32 protein-coding genes are annotated in these 21,252 nt (G+C 47.5%); 4 read left to right on the forward strand and 28 right to left on the reverse strand.

Annotated elements, in window-relative coordinates:
- Nucleotides 1–6: 6 nt before the first annotated feature.
- From trxA to AF_RS10800, 4 genes are all read right to left on the reverse strand, one after another.
- Nucleotides 7–324, reverse strand: coding sequence for a thioredoxin (gene trxA / locus AF_RS10785; RefSeq protein ID WP_010879633.1), 318 nt, complete (start codon nucleotides 322–324; stop codon nucleotides 7–9).
- Nucleotides 311–580 (reverse strand): MJ0307 family thioredoxin, encoded by a 270-nt coding sequence (locus AF_RS10790; RefSeq protein WP_231487513.1) that lies wholly within the window; start codon nucleotides 578–580, stop codon nucleotides 311–313. The genes trxA and AF_RS10790 overlap by 14 nt, the downstream gene beginning before the upstream one ends.
- An 80-nt stretch (nucleotides 581–660) precedes the next feature.
- Nucleotides 661–1,719: an OBG GTPase family GTP-binding protein gene (locus AF_RS10795; protein ID WP_048064535.1), complete on the reverse strand. Its 1,059-nt coding sequence runs from the start codon at nucleotides 1,717–1,719 to the stop codon at nucleotides 661–663.
- 53 nt (nucleotides 1,720–1,772) lie between these two features.
- Nucleotides 1,773–2,360, reverse strand: a complete 588-nt coding sequence (locus AF_RS10800) for a hypothetical protein (RefSeq protein ID WP_010879636.1) — start codon at nucleotides 2,358–2,360, stop codon at nucleotides 1,773–1,775.
- 96 nt (nucleotides 2,361–2,456) lie between these two features.
- Here AF_RS10800 and AF_RS10805 point away from each other — a divergent pair, with 96 nt between their 5' ends.
- Entirely contained in the window at nucleotides 2,457–3,329 is an 873-nt protein-coding gene (locus tag AF_RS10805; protein WP_010879637.1) for an MBL fold metallo-hydrolase, read from the forward strand.
- On the opposite strand, the gene AF_RS10810 is transcribed toward AF_RS10805, so the two are convergent.
- Together AF_RS10810 and moaC are read right to left on the reverse strand one after the other, a co-directional pair.
- Nucleotides 3,316–3,951, reverse strand: coding sequence for a TIGR00153 family protein (locus AF_RS10810; RefSeq protein ID WP_010879638.1), 636 nt, complete (start codon nucleotides 3,949–3,951; stop codon nucleotides 3,316–3,318). The two genes, AF_RS10805 and AF_RS10810, sit on opposite strands and share 14 nt — an antisense overlap.
- Nucleotides 3,948–4,418 carry a cyclic pyranopterin monophosphate synthase MoaC gene (gene moaC, locus AF_RS10815; RefSeq protein ID WP_010879639.1) on the reverse strand — a complete coding sequence of 157 codons (471 nt, stop codon included), beginning with the start codon at nucleotides 4,416–4,418 and terminating at the stop codon, nucleotides 3,948–3,950. Before moaC ends, AF_RS10810 begins: the two co-directional genes overlap by 4 nt.
- A 51-nt stretch (nucleotides 4,419–4,469) precedes the next feature.
- Here moaC and AF_RS10820 point away from each other — a divergent pair, with 51 nt between their 5' ends.
- On the forward strand, nucleotides 4,470–4,997 hold the full coding sequence (locus AF_RS10820) for a cysteine hydrolase family protein (RefSeq protein WP_010879640.1): 528 nt from the start codon (nucleotides 4,470–4,472) through the stop codon (nucleotides 4,995–4,997).
- Nucleotides 4,998–5,145: 148 nt separating this feature from the next.
- On the opposite strand, the gene AF_RS10825 is transcribed toward AF_RS10820, so the two are convergent.
- The gene (locus tag AF_RS10825; protein WP_010879641.1) at nucleotides 5,146–5,523 is read right to left on the reverse strand and encodes a 30S ribosomal protein S8e; all 378 of its coding nucleotides are present in this window, start codon (nucleotides 5,521–5,523) and stop codon (nucleotides 5,146–5,148) included.
- Nucleotides 5,524–5,612: 89 nt separating this feature from the next.
- On the opposite strand from AF_RS10825, the gene AF_RS10830 reads away from it, so the two are divergent.
- Complete coding sequence (locus AF_RS10830; RefSeq protein ID WP_010879642.1) at nucleotides 5,613–6,239, forward strand: MBL fold metallo-hydrolase; 627 nt, start codon at nucleotides 5,613–5,615, stop codon at nucleotides 6,237–6,239.
- Between the two features lie 4 nt (nucleotides 6,240–6,243).
- Here AF_RS10830 and AF_RS10835 read toward each other — a convergent pair whose 3' ends face one another.
- The 19 genes from AF_RS10835 to AF_RS10925 all read right to left on the reverse strand — a co-directional run bounded on the left by AF_RS10835 (nucleotide 6,244) and on the right by AF_RS10925 (nucleotide 18,550).
- Nucleotides 6,244–6,705 (reverse strand): UPF0179 family protein, encoded by a 462-nt coding sequence (locus AF_RS10835; RefSeq protein WP_048064767.1) that lies wholly within the window; start codon nucleotides 6,703–6,705, stop codon nucleotides 6,244–6,246.
- A gap of 44 nt (nucleotides 6,706–6,749) precedes the next feature.
- Complete coding sequence (locus AF_RS10840; RefSeq protein WP_010879644.1) at nucleotides 6,750–7,454, reverse strand: MBL fold metallo-hydrolase; 705 nt, start codon at nucleotides 7,452–7,454, stop codon at nucleotides 6,750–6,752.
- Entirely contained in the window at nucleotides 7,451–8,764 is a 1,314-nt protein-coding gene (gene cca / locus AF_RS10845; RefSeq protein ID WP_010879645.1) for a CCA tRNA nucleotidyltransferase, read from the reverse strand. Before cca ends, AF_RS10840 begins: the two co-directional genes overlap by 4 nt.
- On the reverse strand, nucleotides 8,761–9,291 hold the full coding sequence (thpR, locus tag AF_RS10850; protein ID WP_010879646.1) for an RNA 2',3'-cyclic phosphodiesterase: 531 nt from the start codon (nucleotides 9,289–9,291) through the stop codon (nucleotides 8,761–8,763). Before thpR ends, cca begins: the two co-directional genes overlap by 4 nt.
- On the reverse strand, nucleotides 9,291–9,512 hold the full coding sequence (locus AF_RS10855; RefSeq protein ID WP_010879647.1) for a hypothetical protein: 222 nt from the start codon (nucleotides 9,510–9,512) through the stop codon (nucleotides 9,291–9,293). The genes thpR and AF_RS10855 overlap by 1 nt, the downstream gene beginning before the upstream one ends.
- Entirely contained in the window at nucleotides 9,491–10,396 is a 906-nt protein-coding gene (locus AF_RS10860) for a DUF7490 domain-containing protein (RefSeq protein ID WP_010879648.1), read from the reverse strand. Before AF_RS10860 ends, AF_RS10855 begins: the two co-directional genes overlap by 22 nt.
- Before the next feature lie 4 nt (nucleotides 10,397–10,400).
- Nucleotides 10,401–10,754, reverse strand: a complete 354-nt coding sequence (locus AF_RS10865) for a hypothetical protein (RefSeq protein ID WP_158296898.1) — start codon at nucleotides 10,752–10,754, stop codon at nucleotides 10,401–10,403.
- A gap of 158 nt (nucleotides 10,755–10,912) precedes the next feature.
- Nucleotides 10,913–11,092 (reverse strand): hypothetical protein, encoded by a 180-nt coding sequence (locus AF_RS10870; RefSeq protein ID WP_010879650.1) that lies wholly within the window; start codon nucleotides 11,090–11,092, stop codon nucleotides 10,913–10,915.
- An 86-nt stretch (nucleotides 11,093–11,178) separates the two neighbouring features.
- Nucleotides 11,179–11,706, reverse strand: a complete 528-nt coding sequence (locus tag AF_RS10875; RefSeq protein WP_048064536.1) for a DUF1254 domain-containing protein — start codon at nucleotides 11,704–11,706, stop codon at nucleotides 11,179–11,181.
- Entirely contained in the window at nucleotides 11,703–12,266 is a 564-nt protein-coding gene (locus AF_RS10880; RefSeq protein ID WP_048064537.1) for a DUF1214 domain-containing protein, read from the reverse strand. Before AF_RS10880 ends, AF_RS10875 begins: the two co-directional genes overlap by 4 nt.
- Nucleotides 12,267–12,435: 169 nt before the next feature.
- Nucleotides 12,436–12,834 carry a hypothetical protein gene (locus tag AF_RS10885; protein WP_010879653.1) on the reverse strand — a complete coding sequence of 133 codons (399 nt, stop codon included), beginning with the start codon at nucleotides 12,832–12,834 and terminating at the stop codon, nucleotides 12,436–12,438.
- 6 nt (nucleotides 12,835–12,840) lie between these two features.
- Nucleotides 12,841–13,452 (reverse strand): hypothetical protein, encoded by a 612-nt coding sequence (locus tag AF_RS10890; protein ID WP_048096264.1) that lies wholly within the window; start codon nucleotides 13,450–13,452, stop codon nucleotides 12,841–12,843.
- Nucleotides 13,453–13,496: 44 nt separating this feature from the next.
- Nucleotides 13,497–13,961, reverse strand: a complete 465-nt coding sequence (locus AF_RS10895; protein WP_010879655.1) for a hypothetical protein — start codon at nucleotides 13,959–13,961, stop codon at nucleotides 13,497–13,499.
- Between the two features lie 4 nt (nucleotides 13,962–13,965).
- A complete protein-coding gene (locus tag AF_RS10900; RefSeq protein WP_148183487.1) occupies nucleotides 13,966–14,892 on the reverse strand; it encodes a hypothetical protein in 927 nt (308 codons plus the stop codon).
- Nucleotides 14,893–15,143: 251 nt separating this feature from the next.
- Nucleotides 15,144–15,518 (reverse strand): hypothetical protein, encoded by a 375-nt coding sequence (locus tag AF_RS10905; RefSeq protein ID WP_010879657.1) that lies wholly within the window; start codon nucleotides 15,516–15,518, stop codon nucleotides 15,144–15,146.
- Nucleotides 15,497–15,907, reverse strand: coding sequence for a DUF86 domain-containing protein (locus AF_RS10910; protein WP_010879658.1), 411 nt, complete (start codon nucleotides 15,905–15,907; stop codon nucleotides 15,497–15,499). The genes AF_RS10905 and AF_RS10910 overlap by 22 nt, the downstream gene beginning before the upstream one ends.
- A gap of 25 nt (nucleotides 15,908–15,932) precedes the next feature.
- On the reverse strand, nucleotides 15,933–16,907 hold the full coding sequence (locus AF_RS10915; RefSeq protein WP_010879659.1) for a hypothetical protein: 975 nt from the start codon (nucleotides 16,905–16,907) through the stop codon (nucleotides 15,933–15,935).
- Between the two features lie 116 nt (nucleotides 16,908–17,023).
- A complete protein-coding gene (locus AF_RS10920; RefSeq protein WP_048096268.1) occupies nucleotides 17,024–17,590 on the reverse strand; it encodes a hypothetical protein in 567 nt (188 codons plus the stop codon).
- A 75-nt stretch (nucleotides 17,591–17,665) separates the two neighbouring features.
- Nucleotides 17,666–18,550, reverse strand: a complete 885-nt coding sequence (locus tag AF_RS10925; RefSeq protein ID WP_244372766.1) for a zinc dependent phospholipase C family protein — start codon at nucleotides 18,548–18,550, stop codon at nucleotides 17,666–17,668.
- Nucleotides 18,551–19,048: 498 nt separating this feature from the next.
- Here AF_RS10925 and AF_RS10930 point away from each other — a divergent pair, with 498 nt between their 5' ends.
- Complete coding sequence (locus AF_RS10930; RefSeq protein WP_010879662.1) at nucleotides 19,049–19,873, forward strand: NAD(P)H-dependent flavin oxidoreductase; 825 nt, start codon at nucleotides 19,049–19,051, stop codon at nucleotides 19,871–19,873.
- A gap of 23 nt (nucleotides 19,874–19,896) precedes the next feature.
- On the opposite strand, the gene AF_RS13915 is transcribed toward AF_RS10930, so the two are convergent.
- Nucleotides 19,897–20,040, reverse strand: a complete 144-nt coding sequence (locus AF_RS13915; protein ID WP_197030927.1) for a PIN domain-containing protein — start codon at nucleotides 20,038–20,040, stop codon at nucleotides 19,897–19,899.
- Between the two features lie 373 nt (nucleotides 20,041–20,413).
- A complete protein-coding gene (locus tag AF_RS10935) occupies nucleotides 20,414–21,235 on the reverse strand; it encodes a PD-(D/E)XK nuclease family protein (RefSeq protein WP_010879664.1) in 822 nt (273 codons plus the stop codon).
- Nucleotides 21,236–21,252: the final 17 nt, after the last annotated feature.

Raw genomic sequence — 21,252 nt, forward strand, 5'->3', positions numbered from 1 at the left:
GGGACTTCAGGCTCCAAGTGCTTTCTCTATTTCCGCCCTCACCGCACTTTCAGGCATCGCTCCAATGAATCCACCAACAACCTTGCCGTTCCTGAAGAACAGCACTGTTGGGATGCTCGCAATGCCGTATTCAAAGGCCACATCCTGGTTTTCATCGACGTTGAGCTTGTAGAACTCCACTTCGCCGTTGTACTCCTTCGAGAGCTTCTCAAGTATCGGCGAGATGTACCTGCAGGGCATGCACCAGTCGGCGTAGAAGTCCACCACCACCAGCTTGTCGCTCTGGATTACCTCCCTAAACCTCTCACTGTTAAGACGCTCCATACTCCTCACCTCCTTTAAGCTTTCTTATCAACTGCCTAAGCTCACCCTCATCCGGAACACCGAGGATGAGGTACTTATCGTTAATTACCAACGCCGGAACTCCCCTTATTCCGAACTTGAGAGCTTCCTTCAACCCCTCATCCGTATTAACGGGAAGGTTAATGGCCAGCACACCCTCTTCCTTAGCCACCTTGCTAACCACCTTCTCCGCCTTGGGGCAGTACGGGCATGTGGGGGACGTGAACAACTTCATCATCACCATCTTACATCACCTCAGCATTAACTGAGACGTCCATATATAAATGCTTTTACCGGTTTTGACAAAATCGGTAAAAACTATGCGTAGATTGTTATGATATCCCCATCCTCGACGACGTGCTCCAATCCTACCCTCTGCCCGTCAAACTTCACGGATTTCCCCCAAACCTTCGCGTAGCGGAAGTTCTCCACAAAATCGCGGTGGAGCTTCCTGCATATATCCTCAACGGTTGCACCTCTCCTCAAAATCATAGGCTCGCTGAAATCCACCTTCCCACCGGGAGGTTTGAGGTAAACCCTGATGAATTCAAGCTTCCTGTAAATCTGCTCCTTCAGCAAGTCAAGATTTATCCCCTTCTCGGCTGAGACTTTGATGGCATCCGCAACATCCACATCCATCAGGTCGATTTTGTTTACGACAGTAAGGGAAGGAATGTACACCCTGTTACCCGCGAGAGCATCAATCAGCCTTTCTATCGTAATATCCTCCCTTATCACAACATCAGCACTGTGAATTTTGTACTCCTTGAGAACACTGGTTATCGTAGCTTCATCAATCGAGAGGGGAACTGTAGAGCTTATTCTCACTCCTCCTCTCTCCTTCTTCCTGATTACAACGTCCGGAGGCTTTTGATCAAGCCTTATACCGCCCTCGTAAAGCTCCCTCTTGACTATGTCGATGGTGTGGAGGTTGAATACGTCTGCTACGATGATTATTAAATCAGCAACCCTGACGGCTGAGATTACCTCCTTTCCCCTCCCTCTGCCGCTTGCAGCACCCTCGATTATTCCGGGAACGTCAATAATCTGAATCGAGGCTCCTTTGTAGTTCAAAATTCCCGGAACGGGCTTTAGAGTTGTGAAGTCGTAGTCCGCAACCTCGCTCTTCGCCCCGGTAAGCTTGTTGAGCAGCGTTGATTTTCCAACCGAGGGGTAGCCTATCAAAACCGCGGTCGCATCACCCTCTTTTTTGAGCGAAAAAGCCTGTCTTGCCGCTTTTGCCTTCTGCTTTTCTGCCTCTTCCCTCAGCCTCGCAAGCTTGGCCTTCAGCCTTCCTATGTGGTGCTCCGTTGCCTTGTTGTAGGGTGTTCTCTTTATCTCTTCCTCAAGTTCCCTGATTTGCTGCTCTATGCTCATTGGCCCCATTAAGGAAAATCGGATTAAAATCCTTTATCTGAGCAATCTTAATATTACTCGCTGACAAGAAAACTATCGCTCATCTCGATCGTGCCTCCATCCACAGAGAATCTAAGCTTAGCAACGTATGATTTGTAGGTTAAGTACGACTCCTCCCCGGACTTTATTTCAATAAAGGTGTCGTGAAATGGCAGCAGGATATCTGGGGCTTCTCCAACCGTGCAGGTGCAAAGTATCCCGTTCTCATGCTCAATTATGAACTCAATCGCCTTGGAAAGCCCCTGACCAAAAATTTCGAGAAAGTTCACACCAAAGGAGATGAGGAGAACATTCCCTACTGGGAGGGATTTCAACAAGCTGCTCACATCGTCGTAAAAGTCGTACCTCGCCACGACGTCAAGAAAAAGGCACTCCTTTATGGCACCGATAGTCACAGCATTACCGCTAACGGGGTAGCCCAACTTCTTTCCGAGGTGGTTTAACCTCTCAACCGCAGCATCGGTCCAGAGAATCCACAAAGGATTGCCGAATTGCTCATTAAGCCACTTCGTCACGGTGAAAAAACTGAGCATGTCTGGAAATGAAATCATAATCCTGTCTCCATTCTCCGCCCTATTGAAAACGTTCTGGATAATCTCCATACTCAGCGTAAGGTAGGGCAAAAATAAGATTTTCCTATAAAAAAGAAAGTTCAAAAAGGTAATTACTTTTAAATCCGCAGGATTTTAGAGCATTCAATGGAAGTTGAAGTGATAAAGCTGAAAACTCCGTTCCCAAATCCGGACTACACTTACGTCTACGTTGTAAACTCAGAAATCATGATAGACGGTGGATTCTGCAACCCCCAGAACGCTGAAAAGCTTGAGGAGTACGATGTTAAGAGGACAATCGTTACCCACCACCACATAGACCACGTCGGCGTGATCTTTTACAGCAAAAGGAGCGTTGAGATGCACAAACGGGAAATAGAGTTTCTGGAAGTATACTCAAATCCAGAGAAGTTTATTGAAGACTACAAAAGGCTTCTCGGAGCTTACGGAGTAAATGGTAGGTATGCGGAAACTCTGAGAGTGATTACAGCCCTGAATCTAACGAGGAGGGCGAGAGTTTCTGAGCTGAGTAGGGGCGGCATGGTGGTTGAGACTCCCGGTCACACTGCAGGTCACGTTAGTTTGCTCATAGATGGGTGCCTCTTCAGCGGTGATTTCATACTGAGCAACACAACACCAAACGTAAGCTTCTACCCCTCCTACACAACCGGAGTGAGCGACTACCTGAGGTCGCTTGAAAAATGCCTTGAGCTTGAGATATCTGAAATCTTTCCCGCGCACGAGAGCAGAATCAAAGACCCGGAGAGGAGAATTTTGCAGCTCATCGAACACTACTCATCGAGGGCGGATGAGGTTTACGATGCCGTTAACAGCGGTCACGAAATGCTCGAGGAAATTGCCTCAGAGATAAACTGGAGCACCGGGAACTTCAGAAAATTCGACGATTTCAATAAATTTATGGCCCTCTGCGAAACCCTGGCCTTCCTTCACTATCTCATGGATACAGGAAAAGTTATGGTTAAAAGGGCTGGCGAATTGGTCATTTTCAGCGTATGCTGACGCTTAAAACCTGGATGGTGTCACCAGCATCCTCTATGAGGTCGCTGACGTTGAGAAGCTTCTCGACGAACTTGATGAAGTAGTACCACTCAGCGTAACCAGAAAAGTCGATGTTCTTAAGCTTTTCGTAAATTCTCCCTTTCATGCTGTCAATCTGCTCCTCAAGTATCTTGATTTTTAGCAGAATGTCGCTCAGGCCACCCTCCTCAAGGGCATTAAATGCGTCGAGGAGCAGATAGGCCATTTTTGAGTTTGTATCCGCGATCCTGATGAACTCATCCCTCAACTCGTCCGGAATGAAGTCGATCAGCAGGTAAAGCATGGCGATGTCTTCGAGCTCATCGAGTATCTCATCGAGCTCCTCGGCAAGGTTGCAGAAGTCAGAGCGAAGTGCTGGGATGAAGGCGCCAGAGTGAATTTTCAGGACTATATCTCTCCTGATAGCGTCACCCAGCTTTTCCGCTTCACAAACATCCCCAACCACTGCTTCATCGCTCCTCTCGATTATGCTTTTCATGAGCTCACATGTGTCGATTATTAGCTCTACCTGCTTCCCAATTAACTCAACAACCTCCCTCTCCCTTTCTCCACCGAACACTATTTTCTTTATTCTGTCAATCATTCCTTACCACCTTTCACCTTTTCCACTACTCTGATGACCTCGATTAGAGTTTTGGGATAGTTCCCGCGTTCGTCCTTCTCCAAGCTCTTTACCATGTCCCATATCGTTAGCAAGGCCACACTGACTCCAGTTAAGGCCTCCATTTCCACCCCAGTCTTTCCCTTAGACTTGACAGTGCATTTCACTCTTATCCCCACACTCTCGATGTCGAAATCGAACTTCACAGAGGTTATTGGAATAGGGTGGCACATCGGTATGAGTTCTGGAGTTTTCTTCACCGCCATAACCCCGGCTATGTTCGCCGCTGCTATTACATTGCCCTTTGCAACTTCCTTATTGATAATTGCCTCAATTGTAGAGCTTCTCAACCTGATGTAACCTTCAGCGACGGCAATTCGGTCAACATCATCCTTGTGCGAGACGTCAACCATCCTGACCTTCCCGTCCTCGATGTGTGTGAGTTCCATAACAGATGTCTCCGCAGATAAAAATATATCTTACCGAAACCAACTAAGTACATGGAGGCCCTCGTTGTAGTTGACATGCAGAAGGACTTCTGCTACAAGAGCGGTGCCCTCTACATTCCCAACGCCGAGGAAATTTTCGAAGCCACTGCCAAGGTCGTTGAGGCTGCCAGGAAAAGAATGCCGGTAATCTTCACACAGGACTGGCACCGCGAGGATGACGTGGAGTTCAAAATTTGGCCGAAGCACTGCGTAATGAACACCGAAGGGGCGGAGGTCATCGACGAGCTTAACCCACAGCCGGAAGACTACTACGTAAAGAAGAGGAGGTACTCAGCCTTCTTTGCTACTGACCTTGACCTGCTGCTGAGGGAGCTTGGAGTTAAAAAGCTCTACATCTGCGGAGTTGCAACGAACATCTGCGTTCTTCACACTGCAGGTGATGCGGTGCTGAGAGGATATGAGGTTGCAGTTTTAAAGGACTGCACCAAGGCTTTGAGCGACTACGATTACGAGTATGGGCTTAGACACATGAAAAACGTTTTCAACGCAAAAATAATCGAATCTAAGGATTTCCTGTAAATATTTTTATCAAAATTATAAACCAATACACATTCTCAGCGAAAAGTTTATCTACATGCAAAAACAAATTAACCATGGGGGTGCCGGTTCACCGGTAGTAGCTATCCCGCCGTCACCGCAGTAGGTTGTTGTTTTTATCGGCACCCCTTTATTCTATCAGTACTGCGTTTACAACGCCCTCCTGGCTCGGTCTGTTGGTAACCCTCGCCTTTCCGATGCTTGTTGCTATGATAGCCCCCTTAGTGATGACGTTTCTCCTGGCATAGTGCACGTGCGCAGGATTCTCGACTACGCTCTCAATTTCGACTCTGACAACCTTACCCTGCTTAGGATCGTAAACGTTGGCGTACTTGTCCGCGAAAAGCTTCAGCTTGTAGTTGCCGCCCCTCACTCTAATCTTTTTCACTTTCCTCTCACCGATGAGCGTTTCAACCTGCTCTCTGCCAAGTTCGTACTTTCTCTTTTTTCTGGCTTTCCTGTAGAATCCTCCACTCGGCTTTCTTCTGCTCCTTCCCTGCCAAATCATACTGCACCACTCCTGATAGAGAATAAAACACTTCCGCCTTAAAAAGTTTAGCAGCAAACGTTTATAACAATTAAAGCCTAACTACTTTCATGGCGGAAAGCAGTTTTGTTTACAACGGTGTTGAAATAACCTGGCTGAAGCACGCAGGATTCAGGATTAAGGGCTCCAGGGTTGTGTACATCGACCCTTACGATATTCCCGAAGAGCTGGAAAAGGCTGACGTGATTCTCGTCACACACGACCACTTTGACCACATGGACGTTAAGAGCATCAGAAAGCTCTCAAAGGATGACACGGTTGTCGTTCACCCCTCAGGATGCATCATCGAGGGGTTTGAAAGCTGCGAGGTGGGAGTCGGGACAGAGGCGGAGGTTAAGGGTGTGAAGATTAAAGCCGTCCCCGCCTACAACGTTGACAAGCCATTCCACAAGGAGAACTGCGTAGGGTACATAGTTGGGATTGATGGCGTAAAAATTTACCACGCTGGCGACACTGACAGAATTCCTGAGATGAAGGAAATTGAAGTCGACATCGCCCTATTGCCTGTGGGCGGAACATACACAATGAACCTTCAGGAGGCTATAGAGGCTGCAAAGGACATAAGGGCTAAGTACTACATTCCAATGCACTTCGGAGCCATTCCGCAAACCTCCGCAGACCCCGAGGAGTTCAAAAGAAAAGTAAAAGGAGCGGTAATTCTCAAACCACTGTTCTAATTTTTCACTCCTCAGCCCTTCTGAGCTCTGCAACGATGACGCTGTGGCCCTTTCTGCACTGCTCCGGAGCATCGCCGATGACCTTCTCAACAATCACCGTCTCCCCGTTGTTCAGTTCAATCGGGTGGCAGAGGGAGTACATGCTGCAGTCGTACACGTCGCACTTTCTCTGCTCGTAGTGAATTTTTGCCCCCTCAACCGCGATTTTGGAGTCAACAAGGGCTATTATCGGCAGCTCAACAACTTCTACCGCCACCACACCCTCGTCATGCAGAGGGCACTCCTGCACCGCCCCATCCCTCAAGCCGACAATCTTGTACTTGGCCCCCTCCTTCAGCTTCAAACAGGTCTTTTTTATCTTGCAGTTCTCGCATTCCTGCTTCCCACCGAGGAAAATGAACTCAACGCCAATTTTAGCCCAGTCTTTACCGCATAAAGTGATGATTTTGTTTACTTCTTCATTCATGAGCATCACCAATGTTCCTCTGTAAGGCACTATTTTAAGTTTGCTCAAAGCCTTATGCTCATCATGTCGTCCGCAACGACAGCATCAAACTCCAGATACTCGATTATCTCATCCTTAACCGCATGTGCCATCGGATAGAGGTGTGTGAGGTAGAGCTTTTCCGCTTTGCAGTATCTCAGATTCTCCTTCAGGTTTTCGGGTGTGGTGTGGTAGTCTGCCTGATAGTTAAAGGGCAAAGATAGCTCGTGAACCATCAGGCTGCACTCCACCGAAATGAACTCTTTAATGGCCCTGGTATCTCCGCTTATCGCAACAGTGTCTTCCACAACATAACCCCTGCTCTCTATGGAGTGAACGGTTGGAATCGCCCTTATCTTCACACTCTCATCAAAAGCTTCCCCTTCATCGACGATGAACTTCAGCTTTCCCCTCAGATAGGGATAGGCCTCAAGCAGAGACTCCATGAAACTTTTCGTGCCCTTCGGCCCGAAGATTTTCAGCACACCCCCACCGAGGAGCCATCTGGCCTTGAGGATGTTCAGCAGGTCTCCATTGTGGTCTAAATGGTGGTGAGTTATGCAGACGGCATCGATGTTATTAACGCTAACACCCAGCTGCTCCAAACGGTGATAGCTGCCAATCCCGCAGTCGAAAAGGATTTTTGACTCTCCGGTGTCGAGCAAAATTGAGCTCTGAGCCTTTTTTCCGTAGGGAACAGAAACGCCCGTGCCCAAAAAGGTCAGCCTCAATCTTTCACCCCCATCATCTCGCAGAGCTCGGCTGTAACAGGCTCCTTAAACAGCTTCTCCCCCGAAATTATTTCGAAATACTCCCTAATCGACTCGCCTACGTTTTTGCCGAGAGTGTGCCAGTGGGTTGAAGCGTAAGACCTCACACCCTCCTCAGGAGTCGTGAACTTTCTCATCTCGAAAGCCCACCATCTTCCATTCTCGATGAACGGTCTGAACGCCCTGTTTCTGGAAAGAAACTTCTTGACGTTCCGCTCGTCCTCGAACTGAGGTCCCATTCTTCTGAAAACCCTTGAAATCTCCTTAATCTGACATTCAAACAGCAGATAGCAGAACTCCTCTGAGGCTTTAAAGGCGGAGCGGAGCGGCATGAAGTTCTCCCTCTCCAAAAACTCGAAGATTTTTCTTGATGCCCTCTCGAGCTGCGGGTAGAGGTTGTCATCAACGATATCTGGCTTTCTGAACTTAACCGCAAAAACCGCAGTCCCTCTCTCCTCGACAATTTTTCTCAGCCTCTCAGGCTCAATTTCCAAAGGATGCTTCGGCTTGAAGAATCCCAGAGAAGGTGCCTCCATGAACTCTCTGCAGAGATGCACGAATCTCGCCAGATTGTCGAGGCTCAGGTTTGCAGCAACATTCCTTTTCTCATCAACGGGGTCAACCACGAAAAACTCCTCTCCTTTCCTCACCTCTCCCTTTGCCACATCGATTACCGTTCTCCTCGTCCAGCGCCTTGCGTTTTTGACCGTCTCAAGGAAAGAGCCGTAAAAAACAATCAAAAGCTCGCAGAGGTAGCCGGAAAACCCCCTCACCTTGTACTCCGCTCCGTAAATACCATTTGCTTTCAGAAATCCTTTCAGCAGCCTGACCTCGTTCTCCTTCCCCTTTATCCTGCCTTCGAGCCATTTGTGGTGGAAGGGAGTTCTGTCAACTGCTGACTTGATATTCTTCGGCTCTTTAAGCTTGTAGCAGGGCACCACATCGACCTCAACGCCCTTAACAACTCCATGAACGTAGGGATGCTCAGCATACCTGATTTCATAGCTGTCAAGAACCGCCTTTCCGATTTCAAGCCCCCTCTCTCTGAGCTCCTCCTTTGAAAATTCTTCCGGAAAGAGTAGAAAGACGTCTATCTCGAGGCTGCCTTTCAGCCACGTATTTCTCGCATAGCTGCCTACGAAAACGTACTCAACACCCAATTCGTCAAGTCTCCTTCTGAGCTCTTCCTCCGCCTCTCTTCCCTTCCTTACCTCTTCCTCGTCGGGAATGACCAGTTCGAGAGCTTTTTCAAGTATCTCCTCAACCTTCATTCGAATACCCTCAAATCCTTGTAAATCGGACCCTTCGGGGTTAAAATACTCTGCTTAAGCCTGAAGTCTCTTACCTCCATCTCGCCGAAGCTCTCGGAGGAGTACTTCCTTACGATGTCCGCAACCTCGGGATTTTTTCTCTTCACCCTTCCAACCGTTAGATGCGCTTTGAAGTCCTTGTCCCTTCTGAAACCGAGTTTTTTCAGCTTCTCATAGACCGAGTTTGCCAGCCTTGTAAGCTCACCCTCCTCCTTCACTCCAATCCACACAACCCTTGGAGAACCGGGATTCGGAAAAGCACCGACACCCTCGAAGGAAATCTTAAACGGCTGGAAGGTAACCTCCGAAAGTCTTTCCTCAATTCTTGCAAGCTTCTCCTCGCCCACCTCTCCGAGGAAAAGCAGCGTGATGTGCAGGTTTTCGGGTTCTACGGCCTTAACCCCGCTGACACCGGAGAGCTCCTTTAGGATTGGCTTAACCTTCTCCCTGATTGAGTCGTCCACATCAACCGCAACGAACAGTCTCATCAATCCGAATTCCTTGGCTGGATTATTAACCTTTGTATAAGGTAAATGACAATCAGAAGCATTGCAGCATTCATCAGAACCTTGTAAACTGTCGAATACTTCTGCCCTGCCCAAACGTCAATCATAACGTTTGCGGAAACGTACAGACCTACGAGAGACACAACAAGAGCAAAAAATAGGATTGCGAGGAGAATCTTCCTTACCGTCTCGCCTTCCTCCATAAGGCCACACCCGCAAGGGCCATCAGGGCAAAAACCACTTCAAACCCCGGCACCCCGCCACTTTTCGGAACGTATTCTGGCTCCACAGCCGTCACGAACTTCTCCGCCTCGAAGTCAACCTCCTTCTCAACCTCCCCCTTGGACAGCTTCTTAGTTGGAGCAAGGTTAAGCACATCAGCCCAGCTTTTCACAAGCTTACCGTTCCTCCATACGTCCAGCTTAACCACGTAGTTGTAATCGTCTGGCACCTCAAATTCAGCCGAGACTATGTTGGTCTTACCCTTCTGAAGCGTCACGTTCTTCCAGCTCTCCCCCACAAGAACGTTTGAATCAGCCTGAAGAACCTTAATCCTCGCCACCACATCGTAATCCTTCACACTCTCAACGTAGAACCTCGCCACAAAGCCAACACTCCCGTTTTTGACCGATGTCAGCAGGAAGTCCGAATCAACCAGCGATGCTTCGAGTTTCATGTCTTCAGATACGAGATTCCTGAGATTTCTGAGCGTTAGACGGTAGGAGTCGTAAATCCTGTCTCCAACCTGGAGATAAAGGACTATTTTGTAATCGCGAGTCTTTTCGAAGGGAATCGTTAATTCTGCCGTGAATCTTGACTCAGGACTCTTGAAAGTCTCTTCAAGCTCATTGAGCAGCAGATCAGTCTGAATGTCGTAAATTTTCGCCTTTATCGCGAACTCTTCCACGTTTTCCTTTCTCACTTCGGTGACAAAGGTTACGACTGCGTGGCTGTCATTGACGGCCTCAAGCTTCATGTCGATGTCTCCAAATCTCGCATAGCTCTCGAATTTCGATGCAGTGACTGCAACGGCAATGGCAGAGGCAATAATTATGACGATTGCTGCAACAACCACCTTTTCATTCATGTTGTTACTTGGTATCAATGAAATAAGAAGTTTTCGATTTCCTCAGCATTTCGGCAAGTTCTTCTGAGTAAGGAATAGGCAATCGCCTTCCCGAAGGTAATCTAAGGATGATTTCGTCTTTTTCAATCTCAAATTTGATTTTTTGCCACTCAAAGAGGTATCCGTCAATCACTAAACCTTTGTCTGCAACAAATATTCTTTCGGATTTTAGTCCTGCATTGGCCCCTCCAAAGCTGAGAGAATCCTCTACAACCACCTCTCCAATCACTTCCACCTCTAAAGTTTCCGTTTTATCCGTAATTTCGCTTATAAATGGAACGGCCAGAAGGGCGATTAGAATTCCCAACCCAGCAGCCATCACAGCGGAAAAAACCTCAATGGCAGAATTGGCATGAGGTATTAGAACCGCAAGACCTAAAATGGAGGTGTATAAAGCTGCGAAAACAGCGGCAACCTTTGCTCCCCACCCAACACTGCAGCTCTTAACCATTCTACGCTGACAGAGAATAGCAAAAATTAGGATAAAAATCTTTTGAGAATTCTAAGCACGATTTCAGTCTCCCCGTCAAGCTCCTCTTCAAGGAACACGTGCCTCAAAACAACCCTCGCAAGGTACTTCTCCACAAGCTCTGCCGTCTCCGCATCCAAGCGTGCTGAATCGTAGCTCTCAACTACCTCAGCTATCAGGTCCCTCAAACTCCTCGACCTCCTCCGCCGATACCTTCTTCAGCAGCTCAAGACTCACAACCCACACTCCAGAAATCATAAAAATAATTTGACATCTAATCAAATAAATATGTTTTGGTTGGCTCGCACTTCCACCGCTGCCTCAAAGCGTCAAGCTGGGGGATGAGGGCTTTGTCAGGAATGAAGGTTCTGAAGAGGACGAAGCCGTGCTCATCCTTTGCTCTGACCACAATGGCATCTGTTTTAACTTCAGTGCCCTCTTTCACCAGCAAAATCTTGGCCATCCCTTTAACCTGACGGTCGTTGATGGTGAAGAAGTTGTTTGTGAAGGAATCGTAGAAGGAGACGGACCAGTAAGTGTTCTCAGGAACTTTTGCTTCAATCAGCAAAGGCCCCTCGGAGACGTCGTAGATGCAGAAGGAGTAAAGCAGGTTGGGGCTTGGCAGAACGACGGTTCTCTGGCTTGAGTTTATTGGAGGTGCGTGGTAGATTTTGTTCTCTTCGTAGCCTGCCGAGGTTGTTGTGTAGAAGTAGAAAACCATTATCAGCTTGGGAAGGAAGGCTACAAAGGCGATGTGAGCGATGATGGCGGAAATTGCGAAGACTGCGATATACTTCCTCATCTGCACCCCTCCAGAATAATTTCTGGCAGCTGGACTGACTGCGGGCTCTCGTAAACGATTTGTTCGGGATTGTAAAGCCTCAGGACGAGAATGAAGTTCCCTTCACCCCTCAGAGGAATCCAGCTGCCCTCCCGATGCCTCTGAGAGAGCTTCACAACCCACTTCCCGTCACTCCACTTCACACTCTCTCCAGTCACTGCATAGATGTCGTATTCGTTGGGAATGAGAAAGTGGTCAGAGCCGTAAACGGTGATGCTCCACCATCTCGCTGGAAACTTTCCTCCCTCAATTCTGTAGTCGCAGTTTAGCCTCAGGGGCTGATTGCTGCTATCCGTTGTTGCGATAAAGTAAACAGCCTCAGACCTGTTGAGGGCGAAAAGGGCGTGGATGGCAATGGCAGCTCTGGTGTAGATGTCGGCCTTTTCAGAGCCTGCAAGCAAGTTAGTCTCCCACGGACCGTTTTTCACGCTGAAAAGGTCTGCGATGTAATCAACGGCGTAGTAGGCTGTAATCACTCCGAATGCAATGCCTGCGATGGCAGCGAGAATCAGCCACTTCACAATTCTCCTATTCAAAAATCCTTATAAATATTACTGACAAATTGCTTTACATTCTACCATCCCGTGTCAGCAAACCGCACGATGTGGGATTGGTATGGCTAGAGCAATCGACAGAAAGATCGCAAGCACGAGTCTGTTCGCCAGCCTCAATTTATCCATGCTCCCTCTCCTAAGAAACACCAACAAAAGCCATAAACAAGCCCGAAGAGGCGACGTTCGCAGCGATCCACGTTGCTGCGAGATGCCTTCTGCTCGCATTAACGAGGGCGAGGGACGAGGTGAGGGCTAAAGCTAATCCTTCCAGGATACAAAGAGATGTTAGTATCACAACGCCGAGGTACGCTGGAATGCCGACGAATAGCCTTAGACCTTGAATGGATGTAAAGTCGATTGCCACAAAGGAGAGTGTTACTGGGATGAACGCCTTCTCCTTAACCTCCACCCCAAAAATCCGTGAGTACAGCAGCAAGAGCGTAGCGTTGAGGGCGTAGGATAGCGAAACAACGAAGGCGACATATTCCGGGAAGGACGAGAAGCTGTTGGGAGGAATTAAAAAATTGAAGAACATAAGCCCTCAGATGTACATGTTGCAGTTGCCCACTTCCCTGTCCAGATCGCAGAACCATGCAGCGCTGTTCGCTTCAATCCTCGCCTCGTGTGCCGTCCTTTTCTGGTAATTTGCATCGGAGTTTCCTGTCACGTGATCCCAGAATACGTCGGCCCAAGTTCTACAGGTTGGCAATCCGAAAGCATCGTAGTCGTGTATGCTCCCCGAAGCGCCAATAACGCACTCAACCCCCTTCCTCGCGAGGACGTTTGCCAGCGAATTCGGGTTTTCGTTTGCCGCGTAGCAGGCTTGAATCACGAAAAGCCGAGTCCGTAAGCCGTATACTGCGTGGTGGTAGCAGTACCAGAGCTCTGGGTGTTTACCTGTTCCCTTAACAACTATGCACTCTCCCTTTCCGTATCCTCCGCCCTCCTTGTTTCCGTGACCGGAATAAAACACAGCCTCGTAGTTTCTAAGAATTTGATTTACAGCGTTTGTGTTGTCTACAACGCCAAAGTCATCAACATCAGGATCCCAATTCTTTTCCATCGAATTTTTTGCAGCGTTCGTGTTATCTTTAACCCACCAATCACCCGCTCTAAACACCGCTCCCTGATCGTTATCCACACCAACCACCATTCCAAGCAGCCCACTCTGAACTAACTGAAACCACCTCCGTCCGCCTAACACCTGTATGGTGGCATGCCGCAGAAGTGCGGAACGAAGAAAATTGCAACCACCAAGGTGGAAATGGAGTTGGCGAGCATCCACGAAATCACCAGATGCTTCCTGTTGACCTTCGTAAAAGCGAAGGATGCGGAATATCCAAGAATTATCCCGCCAACGATCGCATCAAGCGCTCCAAGCTCTCCTCTGTATCTCGCCAGCTCGTCCATCAGTCTCCAGTCCCCCCACAGCCAGTAGGGCATGCTTACTATGCCCCAGCTAACGAGCCCACCAGCCAACATGGCGGCGAAGTCGAGTGGAACGAGCAGCATAGTCACGATCGGGAATTTGATCTTATCCACTTTTGATTTCGTTATCAAAGCGTATGCAGCAAGGAAGATTGCGTTTGTGGCGTAGGAGTTGATAATAAAGCTGAAATCGCCGAGTCCCGGATAGTAGGGGATGTAAAAAATGAAGAGCATGCTATCAAATGTAGAAGTTGCAGTCTCCCCTCTCAACGTCGAGGTTGCAGTTCCTTGGTATCCAACCAAATAGGTTGTTAGTTTCAATCCTCGCTTCGTGTGGTGTCCTCCTGTACCCCGCATCTACATTGCCCGTTACTCTGTCCCAGAAGGCGTCAGCCCAAGCGGCACATGGTGACCAGTAGTTGTAGTCGTACAACTCCCCATCATCAGCGATAACGCACCTAACCCATTTCTCTACCAGCCACTCAGCCAGTCCATTGCCCGCATAGCAGGCTGAGACAACGAAGAGCCTCGTTTGTCTGCCGTATGCAACATCTTTCGAGCAGAAGTTGATCTTGTTGCTGTTCTTCTCACCTTTAATCAGAATGCAGTAGTTGCTTCCGTGTCCAGAATAATACACCGCCTCGTTTTCCTCAAGTATCTGGTTTACAATGTGAGCGCATCCACTCTCACTGGAGCAGTCTAAAACGTCTCTGTTGTCCACGTTGCTATCCCACGGATAGTCTTTTGGTCTGTTTTTCTCCATCGAGCTTTCAGCAGCCTTTATATCATCCCAACATTTCGGATCGTCCACTCTGAAAACTGCCCCTTGGTTGTTGTCTACACCTTTAACGGAAGTCCTAAGAAAACCGTCATTCTCAAGACCCATCCCGCCCAACTTCCATCCAAGCTCGCTGAAGTTGATGTTTGTTTTGTATTTTTGCATAACCACCTTCAAAATTTCTTCGCCAACCTCTCTCTCGTTCTCCAAACTTATGATCCTGCTCGGCTTTGGCGTAACCCACACCACACCAACGTCAGGAATGAACATCACACCCCCCTTCATGTTCTCCTTCATTATTTCCAACCTCTTCTTAATTCTCGGATTGAGATCAAACTTGAAATCACTCACCGGCATCTTCCTGAACGCTGCAATCTTACCAATCATCCTGTTAATTACCACATAGCAATCTTCGCCGAAAACGGGGATACTGTTTCCCTCCCCGCGTACAGCTCAACAGAGGGCTTTGCGGTTGCCGTACGCTCAGCATTACCAAAACCAGCAGCACCGCAGCAATCCTTACCATGCCACAACACCTCTTAGCTCATGATACACAATGTCTAACAAAACTTAAATTTTTCGGTGCCAGTTTTTAACTTTTTAACATTAACATCTGAATTCCGCATCCGACAAAAATCTCATGAGACCATCTGCTCCAAGTCCTCTCTCGTTATCCTGTTCCTCCTTTCCTGATCTTTCCACAGCTTTCTGAAGTGGTAGAAGTATTCATACAGCTCCAACTCATCTCTGCAGAACACGATTACGTGCTTTTCAATCACTTCAATTTTCATGTATAGGGGGAGTTCCTCAAAAAGCCAGACGTCGTATTTCTTCCCCACCACATCGACTCTCTTGAAAACCTCCCTGATGTCATATCCCTCCGGCGAGACGATGCAAACGTCAATGTCTCTGCTTGAACTGCAATCTACCGCCGAGCCAAACAGGAGGACAGCAAGAACATCGTCTTTCAGGAACTCAAAGTCCCTATAAATTACATCTTTTTTCTCAGCCACGACTTCATCACCTTCACAAATTCCTGAAGGCACGGAATGATCTCCTCTATTGAGTTGAGGGCAATTCTATCATCAAGTCCATTGTAGCGGTGAACCAGCCTGTTTCTAAGCCCATTCGCAACTTTTAAACATTCTGAAATATTTTTATCAACCATCTCCCCCCATTTCTGGAAGTTGGTGTAATCGTCTTTTGGGGGAACGCCAGAATCTCTAAGAAACATCGCCACAAGATCGCATGCAGCTTCAACAGCCTCCTGAGCAGCTTTATAAACTGCCAGTCTCGACTTTTTGTCAACTTTTGCCTCCTCAATCCAGTTCAGAATGTCACCAACTCTCTCCTCAATGTGTCCAAACTTGTCGAGATATCTGGCAATCCTCTTTTCGTCCACAGTTCAACTGTGACACAGTCATATATTACTGTTTTCCGTTATTGGGTCGGTATTTCTTGACATCATCGTTCAGAAGTTGAATGAAATTAACGCACTTATCGCCCCTGTAATCGTATCTCAGAATTTCGTTCGCATAGCCATCCTTCGTGTATCCTCCGAAAATGTAGATGTACTCGCCCCCGACAGCCACCGCCTGACCCCTTGCAACTGGAAGCTTGGTCCTCATCTCGCACAGCTCTCCTGTTTTCGGGTTAAATCTGATGATCTCATCCTTCGTTTCTGCGATTCCGCTGCTACCGCCGATGGCGAAGATGTAGCCATCCGCCACCGTAGCAGCTCTGACCCACACTCTGTCGGTGAAGGCTATCCACTTAAATCCTCCCATGGGGTCGAAGCTTGCAACCCCTTCGCCACAGAAAAAGTATGCTTTGCCGCCGTACCAAACGACCGAGTGAACACATCCTCCCGGATGCTCGATGGGGCAAGAAACATCCAATTTCGCAAAGCTTTCGTTGCTCGGATAAAAGGCGTAAACCTCGCATCTCTCGCTGTTGTTCAGGAAGATGTAAACCCTACTATCTCCCCACACCGCTGCCACGTCGGAGGTTGGATGGGGAAGAGATGCGTTTAGAACTCTTAACCTCTCCAATTTTGGGTTGAAGCTCAGTATCTGATCTGTGGGGGAATACTTTCCGTTCTCGAAGACAGTTCCGCCGAAGATTAGAATCTCCTCTCCATCCCACACCGCCGCCTCCCTCTGACTGAAATCCTCACTGCTGAGAAGAATCTCCAGACGATTTGGAGGGTGGAATTCTGCAAAGGATGTTCCGTCAACAGTCCCCAAACCGAGGTAAACCCTATCTTCCGCCTTCACACTCCACCAGACGTACACGATAGACTCATCAGCTATTTTGCCGAGACTTGTAATCTTGTCTCCTTCATCAGTCACGCAGCAGCAAAGCAGTGCAATTGCGATGAGCAGAAGTGGCTGCGGTTTCATTTTATCATCCCCTTATTTCAGGCATCAAACTCCAAGTTTGCAGCGTAAAATACCACATGAGCAGAGGTAGGTTTATACCTCATACTCTACTCGGGACCCTAAAAATAAGCAACATTTTAAAGTTCACCCCCGCAAGAAACGGGAACTTTCATCCATCTGCCCCTCTTGTCCTCGGTAATATTAACGGGAGTTGTCTTGCACCATAGATAGTTGTAATGGCCGAAGTTGGTGTAAATCCTTTTTCCGAAAATGTCCACGTAGTCCAGTTCAAGGTAATACAACATGACCTGCAGGCTGACGTAGCTTGAGTTTGTGTAATCGAGAAGGACACTAACATTCCCGTCGTCTATTCTGTATTCAGTGAGGTTCTCTATCTTAATTTCTGGGAATTCGACTGTGATGTCCATTCTGTAATTGGTTAAGGTTTCATTTTCTCCATGCAGTCGATAAATCTCATAGTAAGGTTTTTCGCGAGCTATTTTTATATACGTTCTGTTGCCAATTTTAACAATTTCGAAATTTGCCGGTACTATCTCCAGCGAGCCCAGCTTGGCTGCAGGGATCAAGACCGTTACGTTTTCGAATGGCTTGCGGCTTTCAAGATATATGTAGTAGCTTAGCGTGTATCTTTCCTTGGTTGCGAGAGGGTCCAGCAGTCCAAAACCACCATAAACAATGAACATCGGGAGGAATAACAGTCCCAAAAAAAGGAGTATTAGAAACACCACCAATGCTGCAGATGTGCGCTTCATCCTCGATCAAAACATCCGGCTTAAAATTTTTGCAGTGTTCTCGGGAAGTTCGCCCGATTTTACCATGTTTCGCAGGACTTGCTCAGCGATTTTGTCCGCTTTCGCTTTGTCGGTCATTTTGAACTCGATTACCAACCACCCGTTTTCGAATTTTCTGCTAACTTTTATTGCTCCAGACTTCTCAAGCATCGTAGCATATTCTTTCACCCATTTTTTGATTTGCACGTTAGTGCCTTTGGCATCCTTAGCAACGAGGGGGCTAAAGGTTGCTGACATTGCGTTTGGACTTCTCGTCAGTTCAATCGATTTCTCGTACGGATTGCAATTAACTTCTTGAACGTAATCATCGTAGTCTGCAACGACGCCCGTTAAATACAGAGATAGATAGAGTGTGTTCCCTGCAGGTGAGTTCCAGAAAGTCAGTTCAGCATAATATTCGGCAGCGAACTTGTTGTAGGCGTTGCTCAGGTCACTCTCACTTGGGGAGGAGCCGTAAAGCGATTTCATGGCCTTTGCAATAAGTTTCGTAGGGATGGCGATCCTCACGAAGTCCCAGTTCCAACCTTTTTCGTGGATGACTCTGCCGTTCACGTAAAATTCTGCTGTTATGTGATCTATTCCGTATTTCTGTGCAGCGTAGTTTGAGTAACCCACACCGTAGGTGCGATCATTGGGCAGTCCTTGTCCGTTTCCGTGGGCCACCCTATCCTGCATTAAATGGGCTAGCCATCCTTTTGCGAATGCTTTTTCGTCGGTTCCTTTTGCCAAGCTCAACATTGTGTTCGCTATTTTGATTGCCTTATTCACGTCTTCACCATGGAATTTTTTACCCCAGTCAACAGAGATCGTATAGCCAGCATCCGGCGCAATGGAGCCAGATAAGTATTCCATTTTAAATCCCGGATGGGGGTTTCCAGCTTCTGATGACACCTGACGTGCGTTATGGTTCCCCAAGCCATCACCGGTGTCACTAAACTTCCCAGCACTACAAACACCAGCACCAACCCAAGCGCTTTGCTACCCCACATAGTATCACCATTGCATCTTGCAACCTCTTAGCATATAAATCTTTCGTTTATTTCTATATTAAAAAGTTTAGATAATATCTAAATGTTTAGATGCGGGCTAAACTGTTTAGACGTTAGCTAAACGGTCTTATACTTGAGCTATCATAAGGCAATTTTTTAATACTTTGCACATAGCATCAAATATGCTCATGCACCTGCTAACGTCAAAGAGGGGAATTGAGGTGCTCAAAGCTCTTGCATCAGGTCCCAAGAGCAGAACTGTTTGAGTATGTTAAAGTGAACTCTGCGAGATTGGGGTTTAGATTTACTGGAATAGTTCAGAAGCAACAAATGTTTTAAAATATTACTGACAAATTGCTCTATGAACAGGATTGCTAAACTCCTCAAAACGAAGTATCCGATAGTTCAGGGCCCGATGGCCGGAATAACTCTCGGAGAATTTGCTTCTACAGTGTCTGAGGCTGGCGGGCTTGGAGTTATAGCTTCTGCCGGCCTTTCGCCTGAAAAACTAAAAGAGGAGATAGAGAAAGTTAAGAACAGGACTGATAAGCCCTTCGCCGTGAACATTCCAATATATCAGCCCGGCTCGGAGAAGAATCTTGAGACTGCACTTAAAGCTGATGTTGGGATTATTTACACCTCTGCAGGAAGCCCGGAGAAATACACTGAGAGAGTAAAGGAATCCGGGGCAAAAGTCATACACAAGGTGTCGAGGTTGAAAGAGGGGCTGAAAGCGGAGAAGGCGGGAGTGGATGCTGTGGTTGCGATGGGCTTTGAGGCGGGAGGGATTATAGGGAGGAGTGGTGTAACATCCTTCTGCTTGATTCCTGAGCTTGCCGACAACCTCAGCATTCCAGTTGTAGCCGCTGGCGGGATAGCAGATGAGAGGGGATTTGCTGCAGCCCTGATTCTCGGAGCGGAAGGTGTTGAGATTGGCACGAGACTGCTTGCAACCAAAGAGTGTCCCGTGCCGGAAAGCATTAAGCAAGCTATTTTAAAAGCCACCTGCGACTCCACGATGGTTATTGAGAGCCCGGTTGTAATGAGAGCTCTCAAGCCAGAGCTGAGCGGAGATTCTGAGAATCCTGCTCTGGGAGGGCAGGTTTCAGGGCTGATTAAGGAGATTCTTACGGTTGAAGAGGTAATCAGGAAAATTGCAGAGGGGCTGAATAAAGCTAAATTCTAAGTTGGGGCTTCTTGTTTCCTCTCCTATGTATTCATCATCAAACAAATGCCGTCAATAAGCTTTATACCCTCCTCTTTGCATGCCCTCTTAAAATCACCATCAAACGAAATCAGATATTTTACTCCATAAAATTTACAGGTGGAAAGGATTATAGCGTCATTTGGCAATAAACCATCTTCTTTACAAATTCGTAGGCCAGATTTCTGATTTCCCTGTTAATTTCCAGTTCCTCAAAAATCTCAAAAAGCATGAAAAGCTCTTCCAGTTCATTTTCCCTCTCTATGATCAGTTCTGGATTCTTTTTCAGTTCGTAGGTTCTTTTTTCCAGTAATAGCCTTTAAATACACGAGGAAAACCTAGCTAAAAACGATAGCGTTTGAGCAGAGTTTGTATAGTGCAATGCTATTTAAAGGATTTTACACCTCAGAATTAAGAGAATGAGTTTTTACGAATATAGGTTTAAGCTGCGTTTTTCTTTCTGCATTCACAGCCTTAACCCAACCAGATTCGAGAACCATTAACCCGAATTTGGCAAAATAGTCATAGGCAGTACTTCCTAACCTCACAGAACCTGCACTTCCAGTTTTCTCTTGTTTTTAAAGCCTCCCTCTCTCCCGCCCAGTACTCCCTCGAAAATTGCAGAATCCTCTCAATTTCCTCCCTCTGAGCTTTAAACCTCACCTCACCTATCCTCTCACCAGTCTTCTGGCTTTCGTAAATAACCACGACCTCCTCATCAAGTTCAGGAATCATGGGGAGCTTTGAGTCCAGCGTTCTGAGCATGGCCTTAACATTCCTCTCTGTCATCCCCACAGCTTGAGAGAACTCCTTGCTGATTGCTGCTCTCTCCACGACACCATAGGCCCTCTTCACATTCCTACTGACCTTCTGTCTCCTCGCCTCATCAAGCATTAGGTGGTAAAGAAGCCCCTGAACTTTGTGTGATTCATTCTCAGGCACCTCTTCCCTCAGCCTCGTCTTCCTTTCCACCACCTGAGTTCTACCACCCTTTTTCCTGATTTCGTCGATGGAACCGCTGAGATACCACCTCCAGCCGTCACCATCAACTTTTGTAACGAGAAAAACCTCCCTGCCAAGGCCAGATTTAAGAAAGCTCTCAATGGAAAGGTTGGTGAAGTAAATCTGCCCGCCCAACCAGTCGATGAAGTTTTTGGGCCTCGGAAGGCTTGCTTTGCCAGATATTTCATCGTGAATTCTCTTTCCTTTCCGAACAAGAGCGTTCGAGGGCTTTATGTCGTAAAGAAGCTTCAGCTCAACTTTCATCTCGCACCAGAATTGCTCTGCAATCTTACCAACTGAAATAACCCTTTTGTGCTTCCTCTTAAGTCGGGAGAGCTTCACTTACCTATGTGACAGCA

Source organism: Archaeoglobus fulgidus DSM 4304 (assembly GCF_000008665.1).
Taxonomy (GTDB): Archaea; Halobacteriota; Archaeoglobi; order Archaeoglobales; family Archaeoglobaceae; genus Archaeoglobus; species Archaeoglobus fulgidus.

Excerpts from the sequence above, each read along its gene's own strand:
- AF_RS10805 (WP_010879637.1), top strand. The coding sequence starts at position 2,457 with ATGGAAGTTGAAGTGATAAAGCTGAAAACTCCGTTCCCAAATCCGGAC.
- AF_RS10900 (WP_148183487.1), bottom strand. The coding sequence starts at position 14,892 with ATGATTGGTAAGATTGCAGCGTTCAGGAAGATGCCGGTGAGTGATTTC.
- AF_RS10855 (WP_010879647.1), bottom strand. The coding sequence starts at position 9,512 with ATGGAGGAAGGCGAGACGGTAAGGAAGATTCTCCTCGCAATCCTATTT.
- moaC (WP_010879639.1), bottom strand. The coding sequence starts at position 4,418 with ATGGAACTCACACACATCGAGGACGGGAAGGTCAGGATGGTTGACGTC.
- AF_RS10885 (WP_010879653.1), bottom strand. The coding sequence starts at position 12,834 with ATGTTCTTCAATTTTTTAATTCCTCCCAACAGCTTCTCGTCCTTCCCG.
- AF_RS10875 (WP_048064536.1), bottom strand. The coding sequence starts at position 11,706 with ATGAGGAAGTATATCGCAGTCTTCGCAATTTCCGCCATCATCGCTCAC.
- trxA (WP_010879633.1), bottom strand. The coding sequence starts at position 324 with ATGGAGCGTCTTAACAGTGAGAGGTTTAGGGAGGTAATCCAGAGCGAC.
- AF_RS10800 (WP_010879636.1), bottom strand. The coding sequence starts at position 2,360 with ATGGAGATTATCCAGAACGTTTTCAATAGGGCGGAGAATGGAGACAGG.
- AF_RS10920 (WP_048096268.1), bottom strand. The coding sequence starts at position 17,590 with ATGTTCATTGTTTATGGTGGTTTTGGACTGCTGGACCCTCTCGCAACC.
- AF_RS10895 (WP_010879655.1), bottom strand. The coding sequence starts at position 13,961 with ATGCTCTTCATTTTTTACATCCCCTACTATCCGGGACTCGGCGATTTC.
- AF_RS10820 (WP_010879640.1), top strand. The coding sequence starts at position 4,470 with ATGGAGGCCCTCGTTGTAGTTGACATGCAGAAGGACTTCTGCTACAAG.
- AF_RS10790 (WP_231487513.1), bottom strand. The coding sequence starts at position 580 with ATGATGAAGTTGTTCACGTCCCCCACATGCCCGTACTGCCCCAAGGCG.
- thpR (WP_010879646.1), bottom strand. The coding sequence starts at position 9,291 with ATGAGACTGTTCGTTGCGGTTGATGTGGACGACTCAATCAGGGAGAAG.
- AF_RS10795 (WP_048064535.1), bottom strand. The coding sequence starts at position 1,719 with ATGAGCATAGAGCAGCAAATCAGGGAACTTGAGGAAGAGATAAAGAGA.
- AF_RS10835 (WP_048064767.1), bottom strand. The coding sequence starts at position 6,705 with ATGAATGAAGAAGTAAACAAAATCATCACTTTATGCGGTAAAGACTGG.
- AF_RS10865 (WP_158296898.1), bottom strand. The coding sequence starts at position 10,754 with ATGGCTGCTGGGTTGGGAATTCTAATCGCCCTTCTGGCCGTTCCATTT.
- AF_RS10930 (WP_010879662.1), top strand. The coding sequence starts at position 19,049 with ATGAACAGGATTGCTAAACTCCTCAAAACGAAGTATCCGATAGTTCAG.
- AF_RS10915 (WP_010879659.1), bottom strand. The coding sequence starts at position 16,907 with ATGAAACCGCAGCCACTTCTGCTCATCGCAATTGCACTGCTTTGCTGC.
- cca (WP_010879645.1), bottom strand. The coding sequence starts at position 8,764 with ATGAAGGTTGAGGAGATACTTGAAAAAGCTCTCGAACTGGTCATTCCC.
- AF_RS10925 (WP_244372766.1), bottom strand. The coding sequence starts at position 18,550 with ATGGAATACTTATCTGGCTCCATTGCGCCGGATGCTGGCTATACGATC.
- AF_RS10810 (WP_010879638.1), bottom strand. The coding sequence starts at position 3,951 with ATGATTGACAGAATAAAGAAAATAGTGTTCGGTGGAGAAAGGGAGAGG.
- AF_RS10825 (WP_010879641.1), bottom strand. The coding sequence starts at position 5,523 with ATGATTTGGCAGGGAAGGAGCAGAAGAAAGCCGAGTGGAGGATTCTAC.
- AF_RS10860 (WP_010879648.1), bottom strand. The coding sequence starts at position 10,396 with ATGAATGAAAAGGTGGTTGTTGCAGCAATCGTCATAATTATTGCCTCT.
- AF_RS10890 (WP_048096264.1), bottom strand. The coding sequence starts at position 13,452 with ATGGTGGTTGGTGTGGATAACGATCAGGGAGCGGTGTTTAGAGCGGGT.
- AF_RS10830 (WP_010879642.1), top strand. The coding sequence starts at position 5,613 with ATGGCGGAAAGCAGTTTTGTTTACAACGGTGTTGAAATAACCTGGCTG.